Raw genomic sequence first — 19864 nt, 5'->3', positions numbered from 1 at the left:
GAGCAAGCGGCATGAGGCCCATCGCCATCGGGGAGTTGTCGCGCCGCACGGCGGTGAAGGTCACGACGATCCGGTTCTACGAGGAGCGGGGCCTGCTCCCGACCCCGGAGCGCACGGAGGGCAACCGGCGCAGCTACGGCGAGGCCGACGTGCGCCGCCTGCGGTTCATCCGGCATGCACGTGAGCTCGGTTTCGAGATCGAGGACATCCAGGCCCTGCTCGACCTCGCCGGCCAGCCCGACCGCCCATGCGGCGAGGCCGACGCCATCGCGCGCAAGCACCTCGCCGACATCGACGACCGGATCGCGCGGCTCACCGGGCTCAGGCAGGAGGTCCAGGCCATGGTCGAGCAGTGCTCGGGCGGGCACGTCCGGGAATGCCGCATCATCGAAGTGCTGGCCGACCACGGCGAATGCCTGCACGAGCGGCACTGAACGGCAGGGTGCGGCATTCCACCCCGCGACGGCGCCTTGCTCCTCCAGCGGCTAGAGGAGTTAGGCGCCCCGGATGCATCGGGGCCGGATGGGGCCCGGGGCAAGAGGGTCGGCGATGACGGGAAACCACGACCACCACGGTCACGATCATGAGCATGGCGAGCACGGGCACGACCACCACGGCCACGGTCACGGCGGCCTCGGCCACGTCCATGCGCCCGCGAACTTCGGTAAGGCTTTCGTCATCGGCATCGGCCTGAACCTCGCGTTCGTGGTCGCGGAGGTGGTCTTCGGCTTGCTGGGCCACTCGGTCGCCCTGCTCGCCGACGCGGGGCACAACATGTCCGACGTGCTCGGCCTCGGCGTGGCCTGGGCGGCCACCGTGCTCGCGAGGCGCGCGCCGACCGCGCGGTTCACCTACGGGCTCGGCAGCTCGTCAATCCTGGCGGCCCTGTTCAACGCGGTGTTCCTGCTGGTCGTCGTCGGCGGCCTGTCCTGGGAGGCCATCCAGCGCCTGGTCGAGCCGGAGCCGGTCGCCGGGAAGACGGTCATGGCCGTCGCGGCCATCGGCATCGTGCTCAACGGCGTCTGCGCCTGGCTGTTCGCGTCCGGCCGCAAGGGCGACCTGAACGTGCGCGGCGCGTTCATGCACATGGCCGCCGACGCGCTGGTCTCCGCCGGCGTGGTGGTGGCCGGCCTCGTCATTCTGCTGACCGGCTGGACCTGGCTCGACCCCGCCGTGACCCTGGCCATCAACGCGGTGATCGTCTGGGGGACCTGGGGCCTGCTCACGGGCTCGCTGAGCATGTCGCTCGACGCGGTGCCGCCGGGCATCGAGCTGGCGCGGGTCCGGTCGTTCCTGGAGGGTCAGCCCGGCGTCGCCGGCCTGCACGACCTCCACGTCTGGTCAATCAGCACGACCGACGTCGCGATGACCGCCCACGTCCTGATGCCGGGCGGCCACCCGGGCGACGCGTTCCTGCTCCGGACCGCCGCGGACCTGAAGGAGCGCTTCGGGATCGGGCACGCCACCCTGCAGGTGGAGACCGACGCCTCCACCCCCTGTGTGCTGGCGCCCGACCACGTAGTCTGAGGCCGGTCGGCTCAGTCGTCGTCGTGGTGATGGTGGTGGGGCCTGTCCCAGTAGGGGCGGCGTTCATCGTAGCGGCGCTGATGGTAGTGCCGGACGACGACGTCGTCATGGTCGCCGTGGCGGTAAACGTCGACGTGGTCGTGCGGGCGCCGATACCCGTAGCCGCCCTCGTAGTATTGGGCGGAGGCCGCGGCCGGCGCGAGGATCAGGGCCGCCGCAAGGCCGGCGAGGATCGTCCTCATGTGTCGCTCCGAAGGTGTCTCAGGTCACGGTCACCTTGCGACGCCCCGATTGAACGCACCCTGAGATAGCCGTTCAGGGAGCGGTAACCTTCGAGGGTCCGGGAAACCGAAGGGGCCGCGGACCGGGCTTCCCTGGTCCGCAACCCCTTCGGCGGCCTCAGTGGCGATGCTCTTCGACGACCGTGTGCTCGTGGACGTCGTGATGGTGCTCGTGCACGACCGGGCGTTCGTGGTGCTCCCGCACGACGGTGCCGTGGGTGTGCTCGACGTCGTGACGATGGTGGTCGCCGTGGACCGACACGCCGCCCGGACCGACGTCCACGTGCTGGGCGAACGCGCCGACCGGCGCGAGGGCCAGGGCGGCGGAGGCGGCCAGGGCGGCAATCGTGATCTTCATCGAAGGTCTCCTGGTTTCGAGGTTGGGCAGAGAATGCGCGAGCCGAAAAAAACCGTTCCGGGATTTTTTCGGCTCGGTATCCGTGCTGGTCCGACCAGCAACGGATCGCGGGCTAGCCTGCCTGCCAACTGCGCGACGAGCCACGAATGCCCTTGCGTCATGAGATTTACTTCCGTGCATCGCCATGTACCGGCCTTGCCGAGGGATGACCTTTCCGGACCTGGGAAGCTTTCGTTCAGGCCGTGTTCAACGCGCCACGGCGATGGCTTGTGTTATCCGGAGGGAATCGCACATAAGGCCGGAGATGGGTTCAGGACACGGGCATAGCCGCCGACGGGCGGCACGCGCATGGTGGGCGGCTGCCGCCCGCCTGCTCGCGCTCGTCCTCGCCCTGTCCCTGGTCGCGCCGGTCACCGGATACGCGGACGACATCGCGTTCCACCAAGGCCATCGCTCCGTGACCGAGGTTTCGATGGCGGACGCCGCGCCGGGCGCGGACGCGACCGATCCGGGGCTGGCTTGCCACCTCCATTGCGGCTGCCACCAGGTCGCCCCGGCAGTGGCGGGCAGTCCCGTCGTGCCCTGCCTCGAAGCCATGTCGCCTGTCTACGCCCGGGTCAGCGAGACGGCCTCCTCCATCGCCCCCGACCGCCTGCCCGAACCTCCCAGGACGTGAGGCGACGGCGCCCTCGCGGCGCATGTCCCGGCCCTGCGCCATATCCGGCGCCGGCTTCCCCACGTGAACCACGGGTCCGACCGCGAGCGCCCTCGGCGCCGACCGGAAGCCCGTCCGAGTAGGTCCCATGCGCATCCTCCTCCCCGCGGTCCTCCTGGCCGCCGGCATCGCCATCGGTGCCGCCGTGCCCGCCGTCTCCGACTTCGTCCGTGGCACCCTCGTCACCGCGGGCGTGCCGCCGACCCTGCTCGCGTTCACCGGCCCGCCCGCCAAGGCTCCCGAGGCCAGGCACGCGGATGGCGACGGCCACGATCACGACAAGGGGGCGGGAAAGGCCGGGCACGACCATGCGAGCCACGCCCCCGCCGCGGAGCCCGGGAAAGCCGCGGCGGCTCCCGCGCAGGGTCATGCCCATGGCGGCCACGGGCACGAGGAGGGCGAGGGACACGCCGAGGAGGGCGTGATCAAGATGCGGCCCGAGCAGGTAGCCGGACAGGACATCAAGGTCGCGCCCGTCGAGGGCGGGACGCTTGCCCGGCACCTGCTGGTTCCCGGCACCATCACCCCGGACATGGACCGGATCGCCCGGGTGCCGGCCAAGGTCGTCGGCACCGTGGCGGAGATGCGCAAGCGCCTCGGCGACGCCGTGCGGAAGGGCGAGGTCGTCGCCGTCCTCGACAGCCGCGAGGTCGCCGACGCCAAGAGCGAGTACCTCACGGCCGTCGTCCGCGCCGACCTGGAGAAGACCAACTTCGACCGGCAGCAGGCCCTCTGGGACAAGCGCGTCTCGGCCGAGTCCGCCTACCTGAACGCCAAGGCCGTCTACACCGAGGCCACCCTGCGCCAGGACCTCGCCCGCCAGAAGCTCTCGGCGCTCGGCCTGAACGCCGCCGAGGTGGCCAGGCTCGCCAAGCAGGACGAGGCCACGCCCAACGCCTCCACCCTGCGCCAGTACGAGCTGCGCTCGCCTCTCTCGGGCCGGGTCGTCGAGCGCAAGGTCGACGTCGGCACGGCGGTGGGCAAGGAGGGCGACCCGTCCGACGTCTACACCGTCGCCGACCTCTCCGCGGTCTGGATCGAGCTCTCCGTCCCCACGGTCGAGCTTGGCCAGGTGAAGGAGGGCGCCCGCGTCGTCGTCACGCCGAGCCGGGAGGGCGGCGGCCGGAACGAGGAGGGCAAGGTCATCTTCGTCAGCCCGTTCCTGAACCAGGAAACCCGCTCGGCCCGGGTCATCGTCGCCCTGCCGAACAAGGACATGGCCTGGCGGCCCGGCACGTTCGTCACCGCCGAGGTCGAGATCGCGCGCGACGAGGTGCCGGTGCGCATCCCCAAGTCGGCGCTGCAGACCGTCGAGGGCAAGCGCGTGGTCTTCGTGCGCACCGAGGAGGGCTTCGAGAAGCGCGAGGTCGAGCTCGGACGATCGGACGACGATTCCCACGAAGTCACCGCCGGCCTGAGGGCCGGCGAGGAGATCGCGGTCGCCAACTCCTTCCTCCTCAAGGCCGAGCTCGGGAAGAGCGAAGCCGACCACGACCATTGAGGGAGGGCGACATGATCAGCCGCATCCTCGATTTCTCCGTCCACCAGCGCTGGCTGGTGCTGCTGCTGTCGCTGCTCGCCGCCGGCTTCGGCGGCTACGCGGTGACCAGGCTGCCCATCGACGCGGTGCCCGACATCACCAACAACCAGGTGCAGATCAACACCACCGCGCCGTCGCTATCGCCGGTCGACATCGAGAAGCAGGTCACCTACCCGGTCGAGACCGCGCTCGCCGGGATCAAGGGACTCGAATACACCCGCTCGCTGTCGCGCAACGGCTTCTCGCAGGTCACGGCGGTGTTCGCGGAGAAGCTCGACATCTACTTCGCCCGCCAGCAGGTCGCCGAGCGCCTCGCCGAGGCGAGGCGGGACCTGCCGCCGGGCGCCGAGCCCGCGATGGGCCCGATCTCGACCGGGCTGGGCGAGATCTACATGTGGTCGATCCACTACGCCAAGCCCGGCGAGCGCCGGGCCTCGAAGGCGGACGCGCCGGGCTGGCAGCCGGACGGCAGCTACCTGACCCCCGAGGGCCAGCGCCTGAGGACGGAGCTGGAGCAGACCGCCTACCTGCGCACGGTCCAGGATTGGATCATCCGGCCCCAGGTCAAGACGGTGCCCGGGGTGGCCGGCGTCGACGGCATCGGCGGCTTCGAGAAGCAGTACCACGTCCAGCCCGACCCCAATAAGCTCGCCTCCCTCGACCTATCCTTCACGGACGTCGCCCGCGCCCTGGAGACCAACAACGCCAACCAGGGCGCCCGCTACCTGGAGGACAACGGCGAGGGCTACGTGGTGCGGGCGGCCGGCCGCCTGGAGGACATGGACGACATCGGCAAAGTCGTCGTCGCGACGAGGGGCGGCGTCCCGGTCCGGATCAAGGACATCGCCGAGGTCCGCATCGGGCGCGACCTGCGCACCGGCTCCGGGAGCGAGGACGGGCAGGAGGTCGTGGTCGGCACGGCGCTGATGCTCATCGGCGAGAACAGCCGCACCGTGGCGGCCGCCGTCGACGCGCGCATGGACCAGATCCGCAAGAGCCTGCCGCCCGGGGTCGAGGTCCAGACGGTCCTCGATCGCACCCGCCTCGTCGAGGCGACGGTCAAGACGGTCGTGAAGAACCTGTCCGAGGGGGCGGCCCTCGTCATCGTCATCCTGTTCCTGCTGCTCGGCAACATCCGGGCGGCGGTCATCACGGCGCTGGTCATCCCGGTCGCCATGCTGATGACCATGTCCGGCATGGTCGAGGCGCGGATCTCGGCCAACCTGATGAGCCTGGGCGCGCTCGACTTCGGCCTCATCGTCGACGGGGCCGTCATCATCACCGAGAACGCCCTGCGCCACCTTGCCGAGAGGCAGCACGCGCTCGGGCGAAGGCTCGACCCGGAGGAGCGCCTTGAGACGGTCCGGGCGTCGGCCGAGGAGATGATCAAGCCGTCGCTCTACGGGCAGGCGATCATCATCCTCGTCTACGTCCCGCTCCTGACCTTCACCGGGGTCGAGGGCAAGATGTTCGAGCCGATGGCCCTCACCGTGATCATCGCCCTGGTCTCGGCCTTCGTCCTGTCTCTGACCTTCGTGCCGGCGCTCATCGCCATCGTCATCACCGGCAAGGTCACGGAGAAGGACAACCTCATCATCCGGGCGTTGAAGGGCGCCTACCGTCCGGTGCTCGGGGCTGCGGTGCGCGGTCCCCTCGCCTTCATCGGCGCGGCACTGCTGCTGCTCGTCGGCGCGGGCGTCCTGTTCACGCGGCTCGGGACGGAGTTCATCCCGCAGCTCGACGAGAAGAGCATCGCGCTCAACGCGACCCGCATCCCGTCGACCTCGCTGAGCCAGTCCCAGGCGATGCAGCTCAAGGTCGAGAAGGAGGTCTCGAAGTTCCCCGAGGTCGCCTACGTGTTCTCGAAGACCGGCACCGCCGAGGTCGCCTCGGACCCGATGCCGCCGAACTCCTCCGACACCTTCGTCATGCTCAAGCCGCAGGAGGAGTGGCCGGACCCGGGCCTGTCGAAGGCCGACCTGCAGGGGCGGATCGAGAAGGCGGTGGGGGCGCTCGCGGGGAACGTCTACGAGTTCTCGCAGCCCATCCAGCTGCGCTTCAACGAGCTCCTGGCCGGCACCCGGGGCGACCTCGCCGTGAAGGTGTTCGGCGAGGAGTTCGAGCCGATGCTCAAGGCGGCCAACCAGGTCGCCGCGGCCTTGAAGGGCATCGACGGCGCCGAGGACGTCAAGGTCGAGCAGACGGCGGGCCTGCCGTTCCTGGAGATCAGGATCGACAAGGCCGAGGCCGGCCGCTACGGCCTGAGCACCGGGGCGATCCAGGAGGTCATCGGCGCGGCCATCGGCGGCAAGGAGGCCGGCGTCGTCTTCGAGGGCGACCGGCGCTTTCCCATCGTGGTGCGGCTGACCGACAAGGTGCGCGAGGACCGCGAGGCGCTGGAGAACATCCCGGTGCCGCTGCCGCCGGGCGCGAACGGCCGGGCGAGCTCGGTCCTGCTCAAGCAGGTGGCGGGCTTCTCGGTCACGGAGGGACCGAACCAGATCTCGCGCGAGAACGGCAAGCGCCGCGTCGTCGTCACCGCCAACGTCCGCGGGCGGGACATCGGCTCGCTCGTCGCGGAGGCGCAGGCCAAGGTCGGGAGCCAGGTGCAGCTGCCGCCCGGGTACTTCGTGACCTGGGGCGGGCAGTTCGAGAACCTCGCCTCGGCCAAGCGACGGCTGATGGTCGTGGTGCCGGTTTGCTTCTTCCTGATCTTCCTGCTGCTGTACTCGGCCCTGGGCTCGCCGCGGGACGCGCTCCTTGTGTTCAGCGCGGTGCCGCTGGCGCTGACCGGCGGAATCGCGGCGCTCTGGCTTCGCGGGATGCCGGTCTCGGTTCCGGCCGCCGTCGGCTTCATCGCATTGTCCGGCGTGGCGGTCCTCAACGGGCTGGTGATGCTGACCTTCATCAAGCAACTCGTGGCGGAGGGGCGGCCGAAGCGTGAGGCGATCCTGGAGGGTGCCATGACCCGGCTGCGCCCGGTGGCGATGACGGCGCTGGTTGCCTCGCTCGGCTTCGTGCCCATGGCCATCGCCACCGAGACCGGGGCCGAGATCCAGCGCCCGCTCGCCACCGTGGTCATCGGCGGCCTGATCAGCGCGACCCTGTTGACGCTGGTCGTGCTGCCGGCGCTCTACGCCCGCTTCGGCCGGGTCGCGCCGGCGAAGGCGGCGCCGGGCGCTCGGGAGCCGGAGCGCCGCCAACTCAAGGCGGCGGAGTAGCCCGATGCGGACCGTCCGGTGCTGGGCGGCGGTGACGGCCGTCATCGCCCCGTCCTGCGCGGCCCTTGCCGGCGAGGCGCCGTTCGGCCTCGCCTGGGGACCGGTCGCGACGGTGCCGCGGCCGCTCAAGGTGGGCCGGGAGGCGAACCTGACCGCGCTGCACTACCCGCGGGGCTGGCGGCCGGCCGTCGGCCCGGAAACCGCCGAGGTCGTGCTGGTGGTCTGCCGGGAGGAGGGACTGCAGCAGGTCGTGTGGGTCGGCCTGCCCCTGGCCGGCGATGCGTTCGCGCGGGCGCGCCAGGCCATCCGCGACGAGGGCGTCCGTCGTTACGGCGAGCCCGACCCGGGGCCGTCGCCCGGTTCCGAGGTTTGGCCTGGCGGCGGGGCGCTCCTGGCCACCCGCGAGGTCGGGGACGGTCGGCGCGAGCTCGTCATGACGACGTTCGGGCCCGGTTACGCGGCCTGTTCGGCGGCCCACCGCGCCGCGACCGGACACCCGGCCGGCGCGCACGTCGCCGACCTCATCGGACATGACGGCCCTTGAGCCTGCGGCAGGGCGGAAACGAGGATACGGGAGCGACATGGGACACGGACATTCGCATGGGGGCGGCATTCCGTCAGGCTCGGCGGCGGGCCGGAACAAGGGACGCCTCGCGTGGGCGCTCGCCCTGACCTTAACCTACATGGCCGCCGAGGTAGTGGGCGGGCTGCTCACCGGCAGCCTCGCGCTGCTGGCCGACGCCGCCCACATGGTCACGGACGCCGGCGGCCTGGCCTTGTCGCTGCTCGCCATCCATTACGCGGCCAAGGCGCCGACGCCAGGCAAGAGCTTCGGCTACATGCGCTTCGAGATCCTGGCGGCACTGGCGAACGCCGTCGTGCTGCTCGGGGTGACGGCCTACATCCTCTACGAGGCGTACCGCCGCTTCGTCGAGCCGACCGAGATCCTCGGCTGGCCGATGATGGCGGTGGCGTTCGTCGGGCTCGGCGTGAACCTCGCCAGCATGCGGCTGCTGGCCGGGGGCTCGTCCGAGAGCCTCAACGTCAAGGGCGCCTACTTCGAGGTGTTCTCGGACATGCTGGGCTCGGTCGGCGTCATCGCCGCCGCCCTGGTCGTGATGGCGACGGGCTGGCGCTGGGTCGACCCGCTCGTCGGCGCCGGCATCGGCCTGTTCATCGTGCCCCGAACCTGGCGCCTCCTGGGCGAGGCGCTCCACGTCCTGCTGGAAGGCACGCCGCCGGGCGTCGACCTGGGCGCGCTGAAGGCCGGGATCGAGGGTATGCCGGGCGTGCGGCGCGCCTACGACCTGCATGCCTGGACGTTGACCTCGGGCTTCGACGCGATGAGCGGACACGTGGTCGTGGATGACGTCGCGGCGGGCCCGGGCGTGATCCGGGCGATCCGGCGCTTGGTGAAGGACCGCCACGGCATCGAGCACGTCACCATCCAGGTCGAAAACGAGGCACTCGCGTCCGAGGCTCCCAGTCTTGCGGTCTAGGAGGCCTCGATGGTCGGTCCCCCGTCGGGCATGCCCGACGGGGCGGGCCGGCATGCGGAACGGCTTCGCTTGCCGGGTTGTTGCTCGGTTGCCGGCCCGTCCATGGTCGGCATGGAGCCGCCGGCGACGACCAGCGCGCCGATACCCGGAGAGGAACACCCTGCTCGTTGCCGCCGTCCTGGCCGCCTTCGGCGGCGCGACCTCGGCCTCCCCCGCGCCCGGCCTGCCCGGCGCCGTGGTCGCGCCGCCGGACGTGGTTTCCGTCCGTATGGAGCGGATGCACGGCGACCATCACCACCGAATGATGCGGCACCACCGCCAAGGCCACATGATGCGGCATATGCACCGCCACCGCCGCATGTGAGACGGTCGGGACCCATCAGGGGCCCGTTTCTCGCGGGGGCTCACGGCGGCGCCCTACGGCCGGCGGGGGAAAGGGGACGCCTTTCGGCCCCGGCTCGTCGGGCGGACGAGGTCGGGCGTCGGGGCGCGCCTACCGTGCGCCCCATGAGGCTACGGCCAGCCCGACGTTGGCCAACGCGAGCGCCAGCAGCAGGCCGTAGGTCGCGTCCGCGCCGCCGTAGGTCAGCGCCACCGCCCCGAGCGAGGGGGCGAGCGCCTGTGCGATCAGGCCCCCGGCCGGGCGAGGCGGCCCACCAGGATTGGGTAGCGCTCCGGCCCGAACAAGGCGAGCGGCACAGTGCCTCCGGCGATGGAGTAGATCCCGTTGCCAGCCCCGTAGAGCATCAGGGCAACGGCGACGGCCGGAATGCCCGCCGCCAGGATGGCAAGCCCGAGCGCCACGAGGACCATGGCGACCGTCAGCGTCCATAGCGGGTGGTGGCGCCCCTCGTTGGCCATCTCAACGACGCGGGCGCCGACCTGGGCCGGCTCGATCAGCGCACCGTAGGATACGGCGGCGAGCGCCACGCCGCGCGCCTGCAGCAGCGCGATCAGGTGCACCGAGACCAGCGCCATCACGGCGCCGCCCAGGACCAGCACGCCGGTCATCAGCAGGAAGGCGCGCCGCTCGCGCGGCGTCAGGGGCTCGTTGCGTCCGCGTGCGCCATCCGCGCCGGGCGCGGTCGCGGGAGCCTGCTGGATCAGGCCGAGCACCAGCGGCAGCGTCACGGCGAGATGCAGCCCGGCATAGGCGAGGCACGCACCCCGCCAGCCGACCTGCTCGACGAGGAAGGCGGAAAGCGGCCAGCAGACGGTGCTGGCAAACCCGCCCCAGAGGGTCAGCGTGGTGATGGCCGGGCGCGCCTCGGCGCTGTAGAGCCGACCGAGGGTGGCGAAGGCCGGGTCGTACAGGCCGCAGCCCATGCCGAGCCCGAGGAGGAGCCAGCCGGCGAGGAATACCGGCAGGCTCGGTGCCAGGCCGATCACCAGGTAGCCACCCGCCAGCAGCAAGGCCGCCGATGCGAGGACCGGCCGGCCGCCATGCCGATGGATGGCGATTCCGACCCGGGGCGAGGCGAATGCCGCCACCAGCAAGGCCGATGGATAGGCCGCCGGCCACCCAGGCCAGCGGGCAACCCGTGTCGCCGGCGACGGGACCGGCGAGCACCGCCGGCAGGTAGAAGGACGACCCCCAGGCGAGGATCTCCACCACCCCCAGGGCGGAGATGACGACGAGGCGGCTGCGGTTCTCAGACCTCACGGGAGGTGGGCTTCAGGGCCGCTCCCTTGGCCGCGGCGCCGCGCTCGTACCACCCTGGGAGCGGTTCACGATCCACAGTCTGGGCCCGCGTCGCCGCGCTCACGTTCGGTGGGCTTGCCGGGCAGATCGCGGTGATGCACCGCATCCTGGTCGAGGAGAGGCGCTGGATCTCCGAGAACCGCTTCCTGCACGCGCTGAACTTCTGCACGCTCCTCCCGGCCCCCGAGGCGCAGCAGCTCGCCACCTACGGGGCTGGCTGATGCATGGCACGCGCGGCGGGCTCGTCGCGGGCGGGCTGTTCGTCCTGCCAGGCGTCGTCGCCATCATGGGCTTAAGCTGGGTCTACGCGCTCTACGGCAACGTCGGGTTCGTCGCGGGCCTGTTCTTCGGCCTGAAGGCGGCGGTGCTCGCCATCGTGCTCCAGGCGGTGATCCGCATCGGCAAGCGAGCGCTCAAGGGCTCGGTGATGGTCGGCCTCGCCGCGGCGGCGTTCGTGGCCATCTTCTTCCTCGACGTGCCCTTCCCGGTGATCGTGCTGACGGCCGGCGTGATCGGCTACCTCGGCGGTCGCGCCGGCCTACCGCAGTTCAAGGTCGGCGGGCACGGGGCGGCGGCAAGGTCGTCGAGGGTCCCTTCCTACTGGACGACCACGAGCTCCCCCAGGAGCGGGCCGCGACCTGGCACACGCTGGGGATGCTGTTGACCTGGGGCGCGATCTTGCTGCTGCCCGTCGCCGCCATCCTGATCGCCGTCGGGCCGAACGACGTCTTCAGCCACGTCGCGGTGTTCTTCTCGAAGATGGCGATGGTGACGTTCGGCGGGGCGTACGCGGTGCTCTCCTACGTCGCCCAGCAGGCGGTGGAGCACTACGGCTGGCTCAAGCCCGGCGAGATGCTGGATCTTGTCGCGACCCGGGTCCGGGGGCCGTGCACCGGTGGTGCCCGGCCTCGCGGTGTCGCGCCTCGGCCACCGTCGGCGACCGGGGCTCGTGCTCCGGGTCCTGCCGACGGCGAAAGGTTCGGGTCAACCCGGGCCGGCCGCCGCGACAGTTAGTCGGGGAACGGGCTTATCACCCCAAGTTTCCCGATAGCCGAAATTGCCGCCCCAGTGCTGCGCTGCGCTGCACCGAAGTCCCGAACCGGCGAAACTTGGAGCAGACGTGGCCGCCCCCTCTCGATGGCGGCCACGTTGCGAGGTGCGGACCTGCCGATGACACGGACCTCGTCCCGCTTTCCCGGACCGGCGTACGGACAGGGAGGTGGCGCAACCGCGTCCAAGGCCGCAACGCTTCGTTAACCATCCCCGCTCCAAACCTCTAGCGTTTGGAGATTTCGATGGCGGGATAATATTCCTGCCTCTATAATTCCAACATCAGAAGTGAAGCGGGCCGCCAACGGAGGTCTCCCGTGATCATCGCGTTCTTCTCTGACGACACGTCGGCTCTCCATGCCGCCCTCTTGGCGGGAGCCGCCCTCGCACGCCTGGCAGGCTCCGCGGAGGCGGGGCCGGACCTCGCGCCCGCCGCCGCCGCCGTCTCGAAGGCCCTGGGCGCCGCGCGCGCGGAGAACCGCCATCTCGCGGTCGCCCTGCCGCTGGCGCGCCTTGCCGACCGCGCCGTACGCGGCAGCGTCGACCTCTCGGTTGTCTGCCACGGGCCGACGCCCCTCGCCACGGCAGTCGCCCGGTACGCGATGGCCTGCGTGAGCGCCTCCCCCGACCCCGCCCTTGAGCCTCCATGGATGCTCTCCTGCTGCGCCCGTGCGCGTCCCTACGGGCTGCGCGTGCTGCCCGTCGCCTCGCCGCCTCTGCGTTGCGACGAGGCGGCACACCTCCGCCGCGGGTGGCCAGGCCCTTCCCTGGCGGCCCGCGCGGCCGGCCTCGCCGCGGCCCTATGCCTGGCGGCCGAGGATCCCCGCGCGGCCTCCATCGAACCGGCCGACCTCGCCGCGCTCCTGGCCGGGCCGGCCACGGCCTCGGAGGTCGAGCTCCGGTCCAGGCTCCTGGACCTCGCCCGCGACCTCGACGGTGGCGACGCCGATCCGGCAGGGCCGTCGCGCCCCGCGGGCGCCGAGCGCGCGAGGCGAGCCCGCCACCTCGCGCCACGGCGCAGGCCCGTCGCGCCCCGCCACGAAGGCTTCGCGTTCCGCCCCCCCGCCCGCTGCACCTGCACCATCGCCGGTTGAAGGAGGAAAGACATGACCGCTCGCGCCACGCCCGTCCCGCACCCCGTCGCCGCGCTCGACCTGCCCGGGAACGCCCGCCGCCGCGGGCGCCCCGCCCGGCGCCAAGCCCTGGACCGGACCCGTTCCCCGCTCGCACCGCACCTCCTCGCCGATGCCCTCCTCGTCGACGAGCGGGAGCACCTGGACCTGGAGGCGCTGACGGCAGACCTCCTGGACGGTGATTTCGACCGGCAGGACGACGACTACGCGCTCGCCCCCGCCAGGCGCATGCACCGCGCCGTCCGCGACGAGGAGGACGCTTGGTTCGCGAACGGGTGACGGGCGGCCCCTAGCCTCACCGCCTTCCGACATTTCTCCCCCTAGGACAGGGGGAGAGGTGCCGAAGCGAACGCGGCAAGTCGTCGACAAGACGGGAATACGTGGGCCGCGCTTCACCTCGCGTATCCACGACCTCTCAGGCTGCGCTGGATTGAGGCCAGTGCTTGATACCTGCTTGCAACCTCGGCCCATCACCCGAACCGCTCGACGCCCTGACCGGCTCGACGGTCGGGCTGCGCCCCCCTTCACGGAGGCTTCCTTGATCGCTGCCATCTTCGGCTGCCCCGGGCGCACGGACGCCGCGCATGCCGCCCTCATCCTCGCCGACGCTCACGCCGTGGCAGGCGATGCCGCGACCCTCGTGCGCGTCACGCTCCCCGGCGAGCCGCGCCTTCCCACCCTCGCCATCCGGCCCGATGCGGTGCGGCTGGTGGAACACGAAGCATCGACCCTGCGGGCCGCCGGCGTCCTCGTCGAACGGGAAACTGCTCAAGCGGTCCGAGCGGGGCGTCACGTCGTGCTCGACCTTCCGCCGCGGTGCCTTGCCGACCGGGCCTTCCGGACGCGGGCCGACGTATCGGTCGTCGCCGTCGGCCCGACCCCGTTCGACGAGAATGCCGCCGCGTGCGCCCTGGCCGCCGATCCGCACGGGGAACGGGACGCCGGCCGCCAGGTGTCCGATGCTCTTGCCGAGGTCGCTCCGCCCTGGCTCCTGGGATGCGGGCGAGGCGGGGGCGCCCCGGCCGCACGGGCCTTCGAGGACGCGGTGGGGCGCCTCCTCGGCGGCATGGCAGCCGGACGCCATGCACGCGTGCTTCCCGTGGTCCTTCCGGCGCTGAGCCGCAAGGAGGCGCTCCGCGTCGTCGAGGGGGACCGGACGGCGAGGACCCTCGTTGCCGGGCTGACCCTCCTCGCCGCCCTGCGAGCCGTGGCCGGGAACCCCCATGCGGAATCCATCGACGGGAGCTCGCTCGCCGACGAACTCCGCGCCGTCCTCCCGAACGCCGGCCGGCCGGACGAGCGGGGGGCCGGGGATAGGCTCCGCGACCTCGCCGACGAGCTCCAGGGCATCCGCGACGGCGTGAAGCCGACCGGGGAGGACCTGGCATCGGCTCCCCGCCTGGAGGACTGGAGCGAGGCGACGCGCCAGGTCCGTGTCGTCACCGGCCGCGTCTACGGACATCCGAACATCCGGGATGGCCAGCGGATCCTGACGTCCGACCTCTACGCGTCCGACGGCGCGACCTGGGCGCGGACGCTGTCGCGGTACTACCTGCTCGGCAAGCCTGCCCGCCCCTCCGACGGCGGCGGCCTGCACTAGCAGGTTCTACCCATCCGAAGACATCCACCCGCGCCGCCCGGCCGTCCGCCGGGATGGCGGAGCCATGCCCGACCCGGAGGTCCCATGCCCCACAGCCGCCCGGCCGACGCCGACGAGCCCTGCAACGCGGTCCTCAGGGACCGTCGGGGGCCTCTCCCCACCCGTCCCGCGTGCCATCCGCTTGCCGCGTGGCGCGTGCTCGGCCCGGGCGCCGTCGACGCCGCGACGCTAGACGAGATCCGCCGGGCGCTCGCCGGCCCCGTCCTGCTGCACCATCGGCTGTGGCGCAAAGCCGTAAGCGGCGACGCTGCCGCCATGGTCGCCGTGGCCGTGGACGTCGTGCACGGCCGAGGGTCGGACGAGTTCGCAGGCGACCTCGCGATGAGTTGCCTGCTCGTCCACGCGCGGGCCGGTTGCGACGTCGCCGCCCTGGTCCTCGCCCACAACCTCGCCGTTCTGTCACGCCGCGGCGCCCTCGACGGCAACCCCGCGGACGTCGGCGGCCGCTAGCGGGCACGGCCGCACGCGGCCGGTGCCGTCCCCTCGGTCTCGCCCGCCCGGCGCCTGCCACCATCCCCCCGCATCGAGGCCACACCCCCAACAACGCCCGCGCCGTCCCTCCCGGACGGTGCCGACTCCCATGCGCGAGACCTCACATGCATGACCTTGCCTTCCTGCGCGAAGACCTCGACGACATGGAGGCCGCCTCCTCCCCGGCCGACCGACGGGGCCGGCGCATGCCTGCCACGGAAACCCTCGCCCGCCTCGCCGTGGAGGACGCGCTCGGCGACCGCCCGCGGCGACGCGTGGGGCGCGCCGAAGCGCTCGCCATGGTCGTCGAGGTCCCATCGGCCGAGTGGGTCGAGCCGGTCCTGGAAGCGTGCCGGGTGCTGGGCGAATGGTCGGCCACCTTCGCCCGGACCGGCTCCTCCCGGACCGAGGACCGGCCCGACAAGGGCAACGACAAGGTCGCCAAGGTCCTCGCGCAAGGTGGCCGGGTGCTCGGGGTGTCGCACGCCTGCGAGCGCCACCTCCCGGCGGCGCTCATCGCCGCCGTCGACGTGCGCATCCGCGTGTCGGTCCCCTCGAACGACGTCGTCGCGCGTGTCATCCGGTCGGCGACCGGCCAACGACCGCCCGCGATGCCGGCCCGCGTGGCGGCCGGGCTGGGCTACTGGGAGCTGTGCAGCGCGATCCGCGGAACGTCGGCCCGGGCGTGCGTCCAGCGGCTGGTCGCGGCGAAGGAGGCGAAATCGGTGGCCGACGCCTCCGGCGCGGAAGCGCCCGCCTTCGAAACCCTGTGCGGCTACGGCGCCGCCCACGACTGGGGCAAGAGGCTGCTTCGCGACCTCGACCTCTGGAAGCGGGGGGAAATCCCCTTCCGCTGCATCGACAGGAACGTGGTGCTGGCATCCGACCCTGGCCTCGGGAAATCTACTTACGTTAGGTCGCTTGCAAGAGCCTCGGGTTTGCCACTCATCGTTACATCTGTGTCAGCTTGGTTTTCATCCTCCAGTGGTTATCTCGACGCGGTTATTAAGCAGATAGATACAGAATTCTCGCATGCTGCATCGTTGGCTCCGTCGATAATCTTCCTTGACGAAATCGATAGTATACCGAACAGGGCAACGATGACCGAGCGAGCCAGAGAATATTGGAACTCTATAGTAACGCATATGCTTTTGACGATTGACAACTACACAGCAAACAATGCGGCCGATATTTGCATAATCGGCGCCACCAACCATGCGGACAAGCTCGACGCCGCGCTGGTCCGGCCGGGACGGCTCAACCGGGTGATCCGGATCGAGCCGCCGCGGGCACCCGACCTGGCCGTGATCTTCCGCCAGCACCTCGGCGCCGAACTCGCGGACGTGGACTTGGCCACGCTAGGCGAACTCGCCCTCGGCGCCACCGGCGCGCAGGTGGCCGCCTGGGTCCTGGAGGCCCGGGCCCGTGCCCGTGCCGAGGAGCGGCCGCTGCGGGCCGAGGACCTCTTCGGCGTGGTGGCGCCTGAGGACGGGCGCTCGGACCAGGAGCGGGCGCGCAGCGCCCTCCACGAGGCCGCCCACGCCGTGGGAGCGGAGATCCTGCGGGTCGGGCGCGTCGCGCAGGTCGACCTCGTCCTGCGTGGCGCCTCCGCCGGCGCGACCAGCATCAAGCCGCTCCTCGGCTCCTCCCCCACCCGGGACGAGTTGGAGCGCATGGTCATCTTCCTGCTGTGCGGCCGCGCGGCCGAGGCCGTCTTCCTCGGGGAGGCCAGCGCGGGCGCGGGCGGGGACGCCGCGTCGGACCTCGCCCGGGCGACGGCCTTCGTCGCCGGCATCCACGCCTCGCTGGGCCTCGGCGACGCCCTCGCCTACCGCGGCACCATGGAGGAGGTCGCGCGCTCGATCCGGGACGACCCCGGTCTGCGCGGCGCCGTCGAGGCCGACCTCGCCCGGCTCCAGGCCGAGGCCGAGAAGCTCGTCTGGCGGTTCGGCGAGGCCGTGCAGGCGGTCGCCAAGGCACTCCTCGACCGCCGCGTCGTCGGCGGCGACGCCCTGCGCGCGTTGATGGCCGGCCACGGGGCGGGCGGGCGTGCGACGGAGGGAAAGCGGAAATGACGCGCCACGTCCCGCCGCCGGCCGGGCATGCCGCGCCAGCGCCGGTCCCGCAGCGGGTTCCCGCGAGCCTCCCGGCCGCCAAGCTGCGCGTCTGGGTCATGTCGGACCTCAGGGTCGACTTGGCGCCCCTCCGGCTGCCGGATCCCCTGCCCGCGTTCGATGCGCTCCTGGTGGCCGGGAACGTGTCGAACGACCTGGGCTCCTCCCTGTCCTGGTTGGCCGACAACCTCGCGGGGCGCCAGGGCGAGCGGCCCGTCGTGCTCGTTCCCGGGAACGCGGAGTTCTGGAACGGCCGGGGCAAGGCGGACACCCTGCGCGAAGGCCGGATCCTCGCCTCCCGCCTCGGGATCACCCTGCTCTCCGACGAGGCGGTCCGGATCCCGGACGCGGGCGGGACGGGCGTCCAGGTCCTGGGCAGCACGCTTTGGACGGACTGGGGCATCGAGGGACGGGACAGGGCGACCCTTGCCCGCGGGTACGCCCGCCGGTTCCACCCGGACTGCCGGCGCATCCGGCTCGGCCCGCGCACCCGCTACCTGCCGCACGATGCCGCCGGGGCGCACGCCCGGAGCCGCGCCTTCATCGAGGACGCGCTCGTCAGCATCAAGGTCCAGTCGGGAAGCTTCGGGACTTCCCCGGTCGCGCTCGTGCACGGCACGCGGCCCGGGGACCGAGCCATCGTCCTGACCCACCACGCGCCCAGCCGCCGCTCGCTGGCGCCCAGGCCCCCGCACGGGCTCCCGGTCGATTGGGGCGCGGCCGCGCAGGCTTCCGACCTGGAGCATCTCATGACGGCATGGGGCGCCCCCGTCCTCTGGGTCCACGGCCACGTGCCCCGATCCGTGGACCTCCGGATCGGGCGGACCCGCGTCGTCGCCAACCCGCGGGGCCGCCGCGGCGACCTCGAAGCCTTCCATCCGGCCCTCGTACTGGAGACCTGACACGATGCCGTTCCCTGCCCAGGGCGTCCTGCCCTTCCCCGCGTCGGCACCCCAGGGCCGCCCCGTCCCGGCGCGGCCGGCTCCAGGCCGGTCGGCCGCGTCCGGGCGCCCCGCGCCGGCGGCTCGGCCGACGACGCTGCTGTGCCTCGACATCGAGACCGTCCCGGACGCGGAGCTCGTGCCGGCGGACTGGCCCGCGGACAAGTTCCCGAAGCCCGCTTGGCACCGCGTCGTGGCCGTGTCCTACGCCCGGGCGCGCATCGTGACCGATCCCGCGACGAGCTTGGAGACCTACGTCGTGGAGCACTGCCGGAGCGGAGGCGAGGCGACCTGGGGCGAGGAGCGCCTGCTGCGCGGGTTCTGGCGGCTCTTCGACGCCGGCGCGCACCGGCTCGTCACCTGGAACGGCAGGTCGTTCGACGTGCCCGTCCTGCAGTTGCGCGCCTTCGTCCATGGCATCCCGGCCAGTGCCTGGTACCGGCGGGGCGACAGGTGGTCGGGGTACTCCGCGAGGTACTCGCAGGAGTACCACGCCGATCTGCTGGAGCTGCTCTCGGCCCACGGCGCCTCGACGCGCATGGGCCTCGACGAGATGGCGACCGCGATGGGCCTGCCCGGGAAGGCGGGCGAGCACGGCTCGATCGTCGGGCACCATATCGCCGAGGGCGACATCGAGCGCGTCCGGAACTACTGCGAGTGCGACGTCCTGAACACCCTGGGGCTGTACATCAGGTGGTCCTATCTCTGCGGGCAGTCCGACGAGGCAGGGCACGACGCGTCCATGCGCAGCCTCGTCGACTACCTCCGGCGCGAGGGCGTGCAGCGTCCCCACCTCAAGGCCTTCCTGGACCGGTGGGCCGCCTCGGCGCGGCCCGCCCCCATGCATGTCGCGCGCGGCGGTCGCGCCACCGAGCCGGCCGCTCGGTGACCGACGGCGTCCGATGCCGGGCCACGCTCCCGGTCAGCGTGAGCCCGGCGGGAGACGCGTGTCTCGCACGCGGCGCGGACGGTCGGGATGAGCTCGCCGGTCGAGAGCGAAAGCGGCGCCTCCACGCCCACGCCGCCGCGGAGCGGCGAGCCGAGTAGCCGTGAAACGGACGGGGTACGATGGCCCGCTCGACGATCGTCCGCGAAGGAGCCACCTCGGCCCCACCCGAGGTCCTGCGGGTTCCTCGGGTGGCACCTCACCCCGGCGGAGCCGACACGACCTTCCTGGTCCGCCTGCCCTCCCGAAGCGTCCGGGCGCCGAAGCGGAGCCCCGGCGCGGGCGATGCCGCGGCCACGTCGCCGCCCGCGCCCGCGAGATCGTCGAGTATCGGGCAGTCTGGGCGGTGATCGCCGCCGCAGTGCTCGGCAAGGTCCGACAGCGTGCGCACCATCGCCTGCAGTTCCCCGATCTTCCTGTTCAATGCCGCCACGTGTTCCAGCGCCATGGCCTTGACCTGCGCGCTCGCCCGGTCCCGGTCGCGCCAGAGGGCCAGCAGCCCGGAGATCTGCTCCACGGAGAAGCCGAGGTCGCGGGCACGGCGGATGAACCGAAGCGCGTGCACGTCCGCCTCGCCGTAGTGCCGATAGCCGGAAGCCGAGCGCCCGGCCTTGGCGATCAAGCCTATGCTCTCGTAGTACCGGATCATCTTGGCCGAGACGCCCGACGCCTCGGCGGCCTGCCCGATGTTCAGCATGGCAACGCT

17 protein-coding genes and 2 pseudogenes are annotated in these 19864 nt (G+C 71.9%); 15 read left to right on the top strand and 4 right to left on the bottom strand.

Annotated features, from left to right (window positions below; all coding sequences use genetic code 11):
- Positions 1 to 11 precede the first annotated feature (11 nt).
- Positions 12 to 434: a MerR family transcriptional regulator gene (locus tag EU555_RS17225; protein ID WP_099902262.1), complete on the top strand. Its 423-nt coding sequence runs from the start codon at positions 12 to 14 to the stop codon at positions 432 to 434.
- A 115-nt stretch (positions 435 to 549) separates the two neighbouring features.
- Complete coding sequence (locus tag EU555_RS17220; RefSeq protein ID WP_099902260.1) at positions 550 to 1527, top strand: cation diffusion facilitator family transporter; 978 nt, start codon at positions 550 to 552, stop codon at positions 1525 to 1527.
- A gap of 11 nt (positions 1528 to 1538) precedes the next feature.
- Here the strand turns inward: EU555_RS17220 and EU555_RS17215 are convergent, their stop codons facing one another.
- A complete protein-coding gene (locus EU555_RS17215; RefSeq protein ID WP_099902258.1) occupies positions 1539 to 1769 on the bottom strand; it encodes a hypothetical protein in 231 nt (76 codons plus the stop codon).
- A gap of 157 nt (positions 1770 to 1926) precedes the next feature.
- Complete coding sequence (locus EU555_RS17210) at positions 1927 to 2166, bottom strand: hypothetical protein (protein ID WP_135416214.1); 240 nt, start codon at positions 2164 to 2166, stop codon at positions 1927 to 1929.
- Between the two features lie 304 nt (positions 2167 to 2470).
- On the opposite strand from EU555_RS17210, the gene EU555_RS17205 reads away from it, so the two are divergent.
- From EU555_RS17205 to EU555_RS17185, 5 genes are all read left to right on the top strand, one after another.
- A complete protein-coding gene (locus EU555_RS17205; protein WP_099901588.1) occupies positions 2471 to 2842 on the top strand; it encodes a hypothetical protein in 372 nt (123 codons plus the stop codon).
- A gap of 127 nt (positions 2843 to 2969) precedes the next feature.
- Complete coding sequence (locus tag EU555_RS17200; RefSeq protein ID WP_135416212.1) at positions 2970 to 4382, top strand: efflux RND transporter periplasmic adaptor subunit; 1413 nt, start codon at positions 2970 to 2972, stop codon at positions 4380 to 4382.
- Between the two features lie 11 nt (positions 4383 to 4393).
- Positions 4394 to 7642, top strand: coding sequence for an efflux RND transporter permease subunit (locus EU555_RS17195; protein ID WP_135416210.1), 3249 nt, complete (start codon positions 4394 to 4396; stop codon positions 7640 to 7642).
- A 4-nt stretch (positions 7643 to 7646) separates the two neighbouring features.
- Complete coding sequence (locus tag EU555_RS17190) at positions 7647 to 8186, top strand: threonyl-trna synthetase (protein WP_099903210.1); 540 nt, start codon at positions 7647 to 7649, stop codon at positions 8184 to 8186.
- A gap of 37 nt (positions 8187 to 8223) precedes the next feature.
- Positions 8224 to 9141 carry a cation diffusion facilitator family transporter gene (locus tag EU555_RS17185; protein ID WP_135416208.1) on the top strand — a complete coding sequence of 306 codons (918 nt, stop codon included), beginning with the start codon at positions 8224 to 8226 and terminating at the stop codon, positions 9139 to 9141.
- A gap of 493 nt (positions 9142 to 9634) precedes the next feature.
- Here the strand turns inward: EU555_RS17185 and EU555_RS17175 are convergent.
- A pseudogene (locus EU555_RS17175) lies at positions 9635 to 10804 on the bottom strand (MFS transporter).
- A gap of 26 nt (positions 10805 to 10830) precedes the next feature.
- Between EU555_RS17175 and EU555_RS17170 the strand changes: the two are divergent.
- The 8 genes and pseudogenes from EU555_RS17170 to EU555_RS17135 all read left to right on the top strand — a co-directional run.
- Positions 10831 to 11704: pseudogene (locus EU555_RS17170) on the top strand (chromate transporter); the annotation flags it as partial.
- Between the two features lie 506 nt (positions 11705 to 12210).
- A complete protein-coding gene (locus tag EU555_RS17165; protein ID WP_135416206.1) occupies positions 12211 to 12987 on the top strand; it encodes a hypothetical protein in 777 nt (258 codons plus the stop codon).
- A 12-nt stretch (positions 12988 to 12999) separates the two neighbouring features.
- Positions 13000 to 13305, top strand: coding sequence for a hypothetical protein (locus EU555_RS17160; RefSeq protein WP_135416204.1), 306 nt, complete (start codon positions 13000 to 13002; stop codon positions 13303 to 13305).
- A gap of 259 nt (positions 13306 to 13564) precedes the next feature.
- A complete protein-coding gene (locus EU555_RS17155; protein WP_135416202.1) occupies positions 13565 to 14626 on the top strand; it encodes a hypothetical protein in 1062 nt (353 codons plus the stop codon).
- Positions 14627 to 14710: 84 nt separating this feature from the next.
- Positions 14711 to 15136, top strand: coding sequence for a hypothetical protein (locus EU555_RS17150; protein WP_135416200.1), 426 nt, complete (start codon positions 14711 to 14713; stop codon positions 15134 to 15136).
- 146 nt (positions 15137 to 15282) lie between these two features.
- Complete coding sequence (locus EU555_RS17145; protein ID WP_135416198.1) at positions 15283 to 17232, top strand: AAA family ATPase; 1950 nt, start codon at positions 15283 to 15285, stop codon at positions 17230 to 17232.
- Positions 17229 to 18173: a metallophosphoesterase family protein gene (locus tag EU555_RS17140; protein ID WP_135416196.1), complete on the top strand. Its 945-nt coding sequence runs from the start codon at positions 17229 to 17231 to the stop codon at positions 18171 to 18173. Before EU555_RS17145 ends, EU555_RS17140 begins: the two co-directional genes overlap by 4 nt.
- 4 nt (positions 18174 to 18177) lie before the next feature.
- A complete protein-coding gene (locus EU555_RS17135; RefSeq protein WP_135416194.1) occupies positions 18178 to 19101 on the top strand; it encodes a 3'-5' exonuclease in 924 nt (307 codons plus the stop codon).
- 256 nt (positions 19102 to 19357) lie between these two features.
- Here EU555_RS17135 and cueR read toward each other — a convergent pair whose 3' ends face one another.
- Positions 19358 to 19852, bottom strand: a complete 495-nt coding sequence (gene cueR / locus EU555_RS17130) for a Cu(I)-responsive transcriptional regulator (RefSeq protein WP_099902274.1) — start codon at positions 19850 to 19852, stop codon at positions 19358 to 19360.
- Between the last annotated feature and the right edge of the window lie 12 nt (positions 19853 to 19864).

This window comes from Methylobacterium nonmethylotrophicum, assembly GCF_004745635.1.
In the GTDB taxonomy this organism is placed as follows: domain Bacteria; phylum Pseudomonadota; class Alphaproteobacteria; order Rhizobiales; family Beijerinckiaceae; genus Methylobacterium; species Methylobacterium nonmethylotrophicum.
The sequence above is the reverse complement of the archived record's forward strand: the minus strand, read 5'-3'. Positions and strand labels throughout refer to the sequence as shown.